We start from the raw sequence: 9,547 nt of genomic DNA, 5'->3' as shown, positions 1-9,547 counted from the left end.
CGGCCAGCAGCTCGCGGCGCTGCTCCTCGCCGATCAGCGCGCCGGTGGGGTTGTGGAAGTCCGGGATGACGTACGCGATCTTGGGCGCGGCGCCGCGCAGCACCCGCTGCCACTCCTCCAGGTCCCAGCGCGGTTGAGGGGCGTACCGGAGTCCGCGCCGCTGCCGCGCCCGATGGCGGCACTGGACCGCTCCGCCCAGGTGATCACCGTCGGCTCGGCCGGCAAGCTGCTCTGGGGCGGCCTGCGGATCGGCTGGGTCCGGGCCGCGCCCGCGCTGGTGCGCCGCCTGGCCGGCGAGCGGGTCTACAGCGACGTCGGCACCCCGGTGCTCGACCAGCTGATCGCCGCCGAGCTGATGGGCGAGCCGCTCCCCGACGTCCGGGCCCACCAGCTGGACCGGCTGCGGACCACCGCCCACGCCTTCGCCGCCGCGCTGCCCGGGCACCTGCCCGACTGGAGCTTCCCGGCGCCGCCCGGCGGCCTCGCGCTCTGGATCTCCACCGGCGGACTGTCCGGCGCGGCACTGGCCCGGGCCGGGGAGCACGCCGGGATCCGGATCGCCGCGGGCAACCGCTTCGGCTCGGACGGCGCCTTCGAGCACCACATCCGGATCCCGCTCACCGTGCCGGCCCCGGCCGTGCCCGCCGCGGTCGAACGGCTCGCCGCGCTGGCCGCCCGCGCCGTGACGGGCGGGCGGCTCGGCGCGGCCGACGAGAGCCAGCCGCTGGCGGTCTGACGGGGCGTCAGACCCGTACGGTCAGTGCGTGGTGTTCGACCGGCCGCGCCAACCCGTCACCGGGAGCGCGAACTTGGCCACCAGCCGGTCGGTGAACGGCGCCCGGTGCAGTCTGGCCAGCCGCACCGGCGTCTGCCCCCGGCGCACCTCCACCCGTGCCCCGGCGGGCAGTTCGACCGAGCGCCGACCGTCGCACCAGAGCACCCCGTGCGGGGTCTTGGGCTGCACCTCGACGGCGAGCACCGAGTGCGGCGAGGTCACCAGCGGCCGGGCGAACAGCGCGTGCGCGGAGATCGGCACCAGCAGCAGCGCCTCCACCTCTGGCCACACCACCGGCCCGCCGCCGGAGAACGCGTACGCCGTCGAGCCGGTCGGCGTCGCGCAGACCACCCCGTCGCAACCGAAGTTGGAGACCGGGCGGCCGTCCACCTCGGTCACCACCTCCAGCATCCGCTCCCGGGACGCCTTCTCGATCGACGCCTCGTTCAACGCCCAGTCCCGGTGCACCACATCGCCGTTGGTGCGGACGATCACGTCGATCGTCATCCGCTCCTCGACCTCGTAGTCGGCGTCCACCACCCGCTCGACCACCACGGCCAGGTCGTCCCGCTCCGCCTCGGCGAGGAAACCCACCCGGCCCAGGTTGATGCCGAGCATCGGCAGCCCGTGCTCGCGCGCCAGCTCCGCGCCGCGCAGCAGCGTGCCGTCCCCGCCGGCGACCAGGATCAGCTCGCAGCCGTCCGCCGCGCCCGGCCCCTCGGCCACCTTCTCCACGCCGTCCGGAAGGTCGAGGTCAACCGCCTCGGCCTCCAGCAGTCTGATCCGGAGGCCCGCCTTCAGCAGCCCGTGCACCAGGCCCTCGACGCTGCGCAGCGCCGCCTCCCGGCCGGTGTGCGCGATCAGGAAGACCGTACGTTCTTCATCGCTCATGCCGCTGCCCTCTCCCTAACGCCTACCGGGTCGCCCTTGGCCCCGGTGCGGCCGCGCCATACAACAACATGACGGGCCGGACGCTCGCAAGGCACCCTACCGGGGCCCCTCCGCCACGGCCCGGTCCGCCTCCGCGGGGTCCAGCTGCGCGGCGTCCCGGCGCAGCCAGAGGAAGTACTCGACGTTGCCGGACGGTCCCGGCAGGGGGCTCGCGGTGACCGCGCGCACGCCCAGCCCGAGCTCCCACGCCTGCCCGGCCACCTGCCGCACCATCTCGGCGCGCAGCTGCGGGCTGCGCACCACCCCGCCGCTTCCCAGGCGCTCCTTGCCGATCTCGAACTGCGGCTTGACCATCAGCACCAGGTCGGCGTCCTCGGCCGCGCAGGAGGCCAGGGCCGGGAGCACCAGGCCCAGCGAGATGAACGACAGGTCGCCCACCACCAGGTCCACCGGGGTGCCGCCGATCAGCTCCAGGGTCAGCTCGCGCACATTGGTGCGGTCCATCACGGTGACCCGGTCGTCGCTCTGCAGCGACCAGGCGAGCTGCCCGTAGCCGACGTCCACCGCCAGCACGTGGGCGGCCCCGGAACGCAGCAGCACGTCGGTGAACCCGCCGGTGGAGGCACCCGCGTCCAACGCCCGGCGGCCCTCGACCACCAGGCCCTGCGGCACGAAGGCCGCGAACGCGCCGGCCAGCTTGTGGCCTCCGCGCGAGACGTAGTCGGGGTCGTTCTCGTCCTTCGCCACCACGACCGCCGCCGAGGTCTCCACCTGGGTGGCCGGCTTGGTCGCGGTGGTGCCGCCGACGGTCACCCGCCCGGCGGCGATCAGCTCGGACGCGTGCTCACGCGATCGGGCCAGCTTGCGGCGGACCAGTTCCGCGTCGAGTCGGCGTCGTGCCACTGCCACTGGTGTTTCAGCTCCTACGGGTCCTACGGGTCATTCCTGGTCGAGCGCGGCCAGCGTGTCGGCGAGCCGCTGGTGAACATCTTCGTACACCGCGACGTGCGCCTCGGCGGGCACCCCGTCCAGGGCCTCCAGCCGGGCCAGTCCGGCGTCCACCCCGGGGTGGCCGGTGGGCACCAGCTCGACGCCGAGCGGCCCGGCCGGCGCCGCTGGTTCACTCGTCCCGGACATCGGGCTTCTTCGTGCTGGTGGTCTTGCGAACGGTGGTCTTCTTCGCCGCCGTGCGCTTGGCGGCCGCCCTGGGGCCGGCTCCGTCCTGCTCCGGCTGCGCGGCGGTCTTCCTGACGGTCGCCTTCCCGGCGACCGCGGTCTTCTTGGCGGTCTTCTTGGCCGGCGCCTTCTTCCCAGGTGCCTTCTTCGCGGACGCCTTCTCGGACGCCTTCTTCGTGGGCGCCGCCTCCTTCCGGACGGCGGGCTCCTCGGCCCCCTCGGCCGCCTCGGTCGCGGCCTTCCACACCGCGGCCTCCCTCGCCGGGGACAGCGGCGGATCGATCTCGACCGGCTCGTCCACCTCCACCCGCTCGGTCACGACCGGCTCCGCCAACCGCTCGTCCTCGAACTCCCAGCCGCGCCCGAACAGGTCGTCCGCCCGGGGCGCCGGCGTCGGCCCGTCCTCCGGGTACGGCTCCGGGGTCGGCTTCGTCGCGGCCGGCTCCTCCACCTCGCGCAGCTTGCTCTCCAGGTACGCCAGCACCACGCCGACCTTGGTCACCTGGTCGCCGACCTTCTCGAAGGCCTTCTCCACCTCGTTGCGCGCCACCCCGACGGCCAGGTCCACCCCGGCCCGCCCAGCGGTGACCGCCTCCTCCGCCAGGCTCTGCAGCGTCTTCGCCGACGGCGGGAACTGCCCGCCCAGCTTGCGCTCGACCTCCGAGACGTCGACGCCGGTCTTCTCCAGGACCGCGGCCGCGGTGTCGGCGACCCGCTTGCCGACCTCCTCCACCACCACGGCGGCGGCCGCCACCGCTCCCCGCACCGTCCTCGGCAGCATCCGGGTGCCTCCTTAGCGCCTACGCGCGCATCGCTCCGTCGCCGTCGGTACCCGGGCCGATCCGGGCACCCCACTGACGACGCTACCGCCAAAACCCTCCTGAGGTACCGTGGCCCGTCAGTCAGCGCCGCAGTGACCTGGGGAATGGAGCCGCCGCCGTGGCGAACGCCGAGGAGTGCCGGGAGGCACTGGAACAGTTCAGCCGGAACATGGCGAAGTCCACCGGGGACGCCCGCAAGGCCGCCGCCCTCGACCGCTCGCTCAGCTGCCGGATCACCGACCTCGACCTGACCTTCACCGGGCAGCTGCGCGACGGCCGGATCCAGGACGTCGTCTCCACGCCCGGCCCGCCCGCCGAGAAGGCCGCGATCCGGCTCACCCTGAGCAGCGACGACCTGGTCGCCCTGGTCAACGGCGGGCTCAACTTCGCCTCCGCCTGGGCGAGCGGCCGGGTCAGGCTGGAGGCCGGCTTCCGCGACCTGCTGCGACTGCGCACCCTGCTCTGACCCGGTCGCGCCGAACCTCCGACGTTCAGAACCCGAGTTCGGCCAGCGCCTTGTGCCCGTCCACCGGCCGGCCGTCCGCGTCCAGCGCCGTCCACGCCGCCGCGCACAGCGCCCGCAGACCGTCCCAGCGGTCCCCGGCGCCGGCCAGCCGCAGCTCGCCGCCCTCGACCGTCGCGACCCAGCCGCCGCAGGCGAAGCCGCCCGACTCGGCGGTCACCGCCGGGTGCGGCACCAGCAGCCCGCGCAGGTCGGCCGCCAGGTAGGTCGGCCGGTGCTCGACCGGGGCCGACAGCAGCTGCGCCGGGGTGGCGACCCCGGTGAACACCAGCAGGCTGTCCACCCCGCCGTTGAACGCGCCCTCGATGTCGGTGTCCAGCCGGTCCCCGACCACCAGCGGCCGCTGGGCGCCGGTCCGCAGCACCGTCTCCCGGTGCATCGGCGGCAGCGGCTTGCCCGCCACCACCGGGTCCACCCCGGCCGCCGCCCGCACCGCCGCGACCAGCGTCCCGTTGCCGGGCGCGATGCCGCGCGCCGTCGGGATCGTCAGGTCGGTGTTCGAGGCCACCCAGGGCAGCCCGCTGCGGACGGCGTACGCGGCCTCCGCCAGCTGTGCCCAGCCGACCGACGGGTCGAAGCCCTGCACCACCGCGAGCGGATCCTCGGCCAGCGAGCGGACCGCGACCAGCCCGCGCTCGGCCAGCGCCTCCTCCAGCCCCAGCCCGCCCACGACCAGCACCTTCGCGCCCGCCGGCACCCTCTCGGCCACCACCCGGGCGGCCGCCTGGGCCGAGTTGATCACGTCCGAGGGATCGGCCGGCACGCCCAGCTCGGTCAGGTGCTCGGCCACCACCCGCGGCGGGCGGGAGGCGTTGTTGGTCACGTACGCGAGCCGCATGCCGGCCGTACGCGCGACTTCCAGCGAGTCCGCCGCGTGCTCGATCGCGTGCGGGCCCGCGTAGACCACGCCGTCCAGGTCCAGCAGCGCCGTGTCGTACGCCTCGGTCAGGGGTCGGTCGCTGCCGCCGGGGGCGGTCCGTCGCTCGGGGGTGGTGGCCGTCTCGGTCATGGCTGCGCTACCTCATTCACTGCGTTCACCGCGGTTCTCCACCGCGTCGGCTGCGGTTCGTCCTCGTCGTCACACCCGGTCACGCGTCGTCGTTGACGCCACCGGGCTCTCCCCCGATCTGCTCCCGGTACCCCGGTGCCCCGGGCAGCAGCGGGCCGTACGCCCCGGCGCGGGCCGCCAGGGTGGCCCTGGTCTGCCGCAGCGCCTCCCGGTAGTGGTCGGCCCCCGGCCGCATCGCCACGGCCAGCGCCAGGTGCTCGGCGGACGTCTCGAAGTCGCCCAGCCGGGCCGCCGCGACGCCCCACCCGAACTGAGCGTAGTCGTCCGCCGGATCGGCCAGCGCCACCGCCCGGAAGTTCTCCAGCGCCGCCGCGTACGAACCGGCGTCGAACTGGGCCCGGGCCAGCGCCTCCCGGATGCTGCGCGAGTGCGGTTCGGCCGCCGCGGCGTGGGCCAGCAGCTGCTCGGCGGCCGCCGGGTGGCCCTGCGCCAGCAGCTTCGCGCCCCGGCGGAACCAGTCGTACACGTCCCCGGCGGGCTCGCCGGGCCGCCCCTGGGCCGGGATGCTCCCCGCCGGCGGCTGCTCGTCCGGCACACCACCGTCCACCCGATCCTGCCCGTCGCCCATGCCGTACCTCGCCCTCGGTCGTACACCCGCCCCACAGGTCGGCACGGGTATTCCGATCTCTCAACAACGCGTACCCGGTTACGATGCCCAGAATGAGCAGCCCCAGTGCAGAAGACGGAGTCGAGACTCCCGTAGGCGGCCCCGGTGACCCCGGGCACGTCGCCACCGCAGGCCTGTCCCTGTCCCCCTTCCGAGGTCTGCGTTACGTCCCCGACCGGGTCGGCGCGCTGGCCGCTGTGATGTCCCCGCCGTACGACGTCGTCGACCCGGGGCGTCGGCTCGACCTGGAGACCGCCGACCCGCACAACGTGGTGCGGCTGATCCTGCCCCGGCCCGAGCCCGAGGACGCCGGTGACCGGCCGGACCGCGACACCAAGTACCGGCACGCCGCCCGGCTGCTGGCCGACTGGCAGCGCGACGGCGTCCTCGCCGCCGACCCGCAGCCCGCGATCTACGTCTACGAGCAGCGGGTGCCCGCCACCCCCGACTCCCCCGCGATGATCCAGCGCGGCCTGATCGGCGCCCTCGCGGTGAGCGGCCGCGAGGCCGGCGTCGTCCTCCCGCACGAGGACGTCATGCCCCGGCCGGTCGCCGACCGGGTCGGCCTGATGCGCACCACTCGCGCCAACCTCGAACCGCTGCTGCTCACCTACCGGGGCAACGGCGGCGCCTCCGGCGTCGTCGAGCGGACGGTCGAGCGCGAGCCGCTGCTCTCCACCGCCACCAGCGACGGAACCCACCACCGCCTGTGGGCCGTCACCGACCCCGCCGAGATCGCCGAGATCGGCCGCGACCTGGCCACCTGCCGGGCGCTGATCGCCGACGGCCACCACCGCTGGGAGATGTACCTGCGGCTCCAGCGCGAGCACCGCCACCTGCCGCGCAGCCCCTGGGACCGGGGCATGGTGCTCCTGGTCGACACCGCCCGCTACCCGCTGCGGGTCCGGGCCATCCACCGCGTGCTGTACCGGCTGCCGATCGCCACGGCGCTGGAGCGGCTCGGCGACCAGTGGAAGGTCAAGGAGGTCCCCGGCCCGCTGCCCGCCGCGCTCCAGGCGCTCTCCGAGCAGAAGCGGCACGGCGGCAACGGCTTCGTCCTCACCGGCGGCGACGGCGTCTACTGGCTGCTCAGCGAGCCCGAGGAGACCCTGCTCGACGCGACCGTGCCGCACGACCGGCCCGAGGAGTGGCGCCACCTGGACGCCACCGTCCTGCACGCCACCCTGCTCGACCACACCTGGCACGTCCCGGACGGCCCGGACGACATCGGCTACCTGCACACCGCCGTGGCCGCCGAGCGGGAGGCCGCCCGTACCGGCGGCACCGCCGTACTGCTGCACCCGGTCCGGGAGTCCGTGGTGCGGCGGCTGGCCGAGCAGGGCGTCACCATGCCGCGCAAGTCCACCTCCTTCGGGCCGAAGCCGGCCACCGGGCTGGTGCTGCGCAGTCTCGCCCTGGGGTAGCGGATTCCGCCCCGAACGCCGTGAGGCCCTGCCGCTCCTCGGGGGAGCGGCAGGGCCTCACGGCGTTTCAGGACGCTCAGCTCTGGGCGTCGTCGCCCTTGGCCTCGGCCTGCTTGTCCTCGGCCTGGTCGGCCTTGTCCTGCTGGGCCTTGGTGGCCTGGGGACGCTCGGGCACCACGCCGTCGAACTCCTCGTCGATCTCGAGGTCGTCCTCGTCGTAGTACTCCTCGACGTCCTCCTCGTCCTCGAAGATCACGCGGTCGTCGGCGACGTCGCCACCGCGCTTCTTCGCCGGGGCCTCGGCCTGGTCGGCGTCGTCCTCGGCCAGCTCCGGGTCCAGCGCGTCGGTGAACTCCACGCCGTCGATCTCGGCCAGCCGCTCCGAGGCGTTGGTCGAGCCGTCGGTGTCGGCCTCGGCCGCCTTGGCGAACCACTCGCGGGCCTCGTCACCACGGCCGGCCGCGATCAGCGCCTCGGCGTAGGCGTACCGCAGACGGGCGGTCCACGGGTGTACGGCGCTGGAGGCCAGCTCCGGGCTCTGCAGGGTGACCACGGCGGCGTCGAACTGCTCCATGTCGCTGCGGGCACCCGCCGCCACCAGGCGCATCTCGACCTGGCCGGCCTTGTCCAGCTGCTTCACCTCGGGCTCACCGGCCATCGCCAGCGCCCGCTCCGGACGACCCAGACCGCGCTCGCAGTCGGCCATCACGGGCCACAGGTCGGCCCGGCCGGTCATCCGACGGGCGGCGCGGAACTCGGTCAGCGCCTCGGAGTAACGCTGGGTCATGTACGAGGCGAAACCGGCCGCCTCACGGACGGCGGCCACGCGGGAGGCCAGCCGCAGCGCGACGCGCGAGTACTGGTAGGCCTCCTCCGGCTCGCCGTCGAGCAGGCGGGCCACCATCACCAGGTTGCGGGCGACGTCGTCCGCGAGGGTCTTGGGCAGGCTCTTGAGCTCCTGGCGCACGTCCGCGTCCAGCTCGAAGCCGGTGACGTCCTCCGGGATCGGCAGGCGCTTGACCGGCTCGTAGTTGCCACGACGGTCGTCGTAGTCCCGACGGCCGCGGTCGTCGCGGTCGCGGTTGAAGCCGCCGCCCTGGCGGTCGTCCCGACGGTAGCCACCGCCGCCCTGGCGGTCGTCACGGCGGAAACCGCCACGGTCGCCGCGGTCGCCACCACGGTCATCGCGACGGAAACCGCCACGGTCACCGCCGCGCTCGCCACGGTCGCGGTTGAAGCCGCCACCCTGACGGTCGTCACGACGGAAGCCGCCACCGGAGGGGCGGTCGTCGCGACGGAAACCACCGCCGCCGCGGTCGCCACCACGGTCGTCGCGGTCGCGGAACGGACGGTCCTCGCGACGCGGACGGTCGTCACGGTCATCACGACGGAACCCACCCGGACGGTCGTCCCGACGGAAACCGCCACCGGCCGGACGGTCATCGCGGCGGAAGCCACCGCGGTCGTCACGGTCACGGTTGAAACCACCGGAGGGGCGGTCGTCGCGACGGAAACCGCCGCCGGCCGGGCGGTCGTCACGGCGGAAACCGCCGCGCTCGCCACCACGGTCATCGCGGCGGAAGCCCCCGCGGTCGCCCCCACGGTCGTCACGACGGTCATCCCGGTCGCGGTACGGGCGGTCATCGCGGCGGAAACCGCCACGGTCGCCGCCACGGTCGCCGCCGCGGTCGTCGCGACGGTCATCGCGGCGGCCACCACGGTCGTTGGACCAGCCCCCACGGGACCGGGGCTCGTAGCCTCGGCCGTCGTCCGATCGACGATCGGGACGGCCCTCGGGCTGGTTCGACATCCTGGTGACTCCTTCTGCTGCTTCAACTCCACCGCGGACCGAGCAACTCCAGTGCCGTCACGCGGTATCAGCGCCGGCCTCCTGGCCGAGCACCATCTCCATTGTCCGGCATGCCCGAACCGTCCGCGTCTGGGCGAAGGTCCCGGCCTGCCGGCCTCGTTCACGTTCGCAAAACACAAAAAGGCCGCGGCCCCAGCGAGTCGCTGGGGCCGCGGCCTTGAATAATTGTTCGGCGGCGTCCTACTCTCCCACAGGGTCCCCCCTGCAGTACCATCGGCGCTGTGAGGCTTAGCTTCCGGGTTCGGAATGTAACCGGGCGTTTCCCTCACGCTATGACCACCGAAACCCTATCGGGTATTCAGCGAAACACACTTTTCAATTGGAAAGTGATTCCTTTGTTCGCCGGCGATAGCTGTTCGCTACCCGGGAACCACACAGTGAACGCGAGCGT

The 9,547-nt window shown here is 73.9% G+C and carries 11 protein-coding genes and 1 rRNA gene; 3 read left to right on the top strand and 9 right to left on the bottom strand.

From position 1 onward, the window contains the following. The first annotated feature begins 133 nt into the window (after positions 1-133). Positions 134-736 (top strand): hypothetical protein, encoded by a 603-nt coding sequence (locus J0670_RS20085; RefSeq protein ID WP_207813013.1) that lies wholly within the window; start codon positions 134-136, stop codon positions 734-736. Positions 737-757: 21 nt separating this feature from the next. On the opposite strand, the gene J0670_RS20080 is transcribed toward J0670_RS20085, so the two are convergent. From J0670_RS20080 to J0670_RS20065, 4 genes are all read right to left on the bottom strand, one after another. Next, the gene (locus tag J0670_RS20080; protein ID WP_207813012.1) at positions 758-1,666 is read right to left on the bottom strand and encodes an NAD kinase; all 909 of its coding nucleotides are present in this window, start codon (positions 1,664-1,666) and stop codon (positions 758-760) included. A 96-nt stretch (positions 1,667-1,762) separates the two neighbouring features. Continuing rightward, the gene (locus tag J0670_RS20075) at positions 1,763-2,569 is read right to left on the bottom strand and encodes a TlyA family RNA methyltransferase (protein ID WP_207813015.1); all 807 of its coding nucleotides are present in this window, start codon (positions 2,567-2,569) and stop codon (positions 1,763-1,765) included. Positions 2,570-2,605: 36 nt separating this feature from the next. After that, positions 2,606-2,803, bottom strand: a complete 198-nt coding sequence (locus J0670_RS20070) for a hypothetical protein (protein ID WP_207813011.1) — start codon at positions 2,801-2,803, stop codon at positions 2,606-2,608. After that, positions 2,787-3,623 (bottom strand): hypothetical protein, encoded by an 837-nt coding sequence (locus J0670_RS20065; RefSeq protein WP_207813010.1) that lies wholly within the window; start codon positions 3,621-3,623, stop codon positions 2,787-2,789. Before J0670_RS20065 ends, J0670_RS20070 begins: the two co-directional genes overlap by 17 nt. Before the next feature lie 158 nt (positions 3,624-3,781). Between J0670_RS20065 and J0670_RS20060 the strand changes: the two genes are divergently transcribed. Continuing rightward, complete coding sequence (locus J0670_RS20060; RefSeq protein WP_207813009.1) at positions 3,782-4,129, top strand: SCP2 sterol-binding domain-containing protein; 348 nt, start codon at positions 3,782-3,784, stop codon at positions 4,127-4,129. 25 nt (positions 4,130-4,154) lie between these two features. Here J0670_RS20060 and J0670_RS20055 read toward each other — a convergent pair whose 3' ends face one another. After that, positions 4,155-5,195, bottom strand: coding sequence for an HAD-IIA family hydrolase (locus J0670_RS20055; RefSeq protein ID WP_207813008.1), 1,041 nt, complete (start codon positions 5,193-5,195; stop codon positions 4,155-4,157). A gap of 79 nt (positions 5,196-5,274) precedes the next feature. Beyond that, a complete protein-coding gene (locus J0670_RS20050; RefSeq protein WP_207813007.1) occupies positions 5,275-5,823 on the bottom strand; it encodes a M48 family metallopeptidase in 549 nt (182 codons plus the stop codon). A 92-nt stretch (positions 5,824-5,915) separates the two neighbouring features. Between J0670_RS20050 and J0670_RS20045 the strand changes: the two genes are divergently transcribed. Beyond that, a complete protein-coding gene (locus tag J0670_RS20045; RefSeq protein WP_207813006.1) occupies positions 5,916-7,286 on the top strand; it encodes a DUF1015 family protein in 1,371 nt (456 codons plus the stop codon). 76 nt (positions 7,287-7,362) lie between these two features. Here the strand turns inward: J0670_RS20045 and J0670_RS20040 are convergent, their stop codons facing one another. The 3 genes from J0670_RS20040 to rrf all read right to left on the bottom strand — a co-directional run bounded on the left by J0670_RS20040 (position 7,363) and on the right by rrf (position 9,440). Continuing rightward, positions 7,363-8,253 (bottom strand): tetratricopeptide repeat protein, encoded by an 891-nt coding sequence (locus J0670_RS20040; protein ID WP_307806601.1) that lies wholly within the window; start codon positions 8,251-8,253, stop codon positions 7,363-7,365. Then, complete coding sequence (locus tag J0670_RS20035; protein ID WP_207813016.1) at positions 8,190-9,122, bottom strand: hypothetical protein; 933 nt, start codon at positions 9,120-9,122, stop codon at positions 8,190-8,192. The genes J0670_RS20040 and J0670_RS20035 overlap by 64 nt, the downstream gene beginning before the upstream one ends. 201 nt (positions 9,123-9,323) lie before the next feature. Further along, positions 9,324-9,440 (bottom strand): 5S ribosomal RNA (rrf, locus tag J0670_RS20030). Positions 9,441-9,547 lie beyond the last annotated feature (107 nt).

Source organism: Streptomyces sp. FH025, from assembly GCF_017427025.1.
GTDB lineage: Bacteria > Actinomycetota > Actinomycetes > Streptomycetales > Streptomycetaceae > Kitasatospora.
This window is presented reverse-complemented; position numbering and strand designations above follow the sequence as displayed.

Excerpts from the sequence above, each read along its gene's own strand:
- J0670_RS20055 (WP_207813008.1), bottom strand. The coding sequence starts at position 5,195 with ATGACCGAGACGGCCACCACCCCCGAGCGACGGACCGCCCCCGGCGGC.
- J0670_RS20065 (WP_207813010.1), bottom strand. The coding sequence starts at position 3,623 with ATGCTGCCGAGGACGGTGCGGGGAGCGGTGGCGGCCGCCGCCGTGGTG.
- J0670_RS20045 (WP_207813006.1), top strand. The coding sequence starts at position 5,916 with ATGAGCAGCCCCAGTGCAGAAGACGGAGTCGAGACTCCCGTAGGCGGC.
- J0670_RS20080 (WP_207813012.1), bottom strand. The coding sequence starts at position 1,666 with ATGAGCGATGAAGAACGTACGGTCTTCCTGATCGCGCACACCGGCCGG.
- J0670_RS20050 (WP_207813007.1), bottom strand. The coding sequence starts at position 5,823 with ATGGGCGACGGGCAGGATCGGGTGGACGGTGGTGTGCCGGACGAGCAG.
- J0670_RS20070 (WP_207813011.1), bottom strand. The coding sequence starts at position 2,803 with ATGTCCGGGACGAGTGAACCAGCGGCGCCGGCCGGGCCGCTCGGCGTC.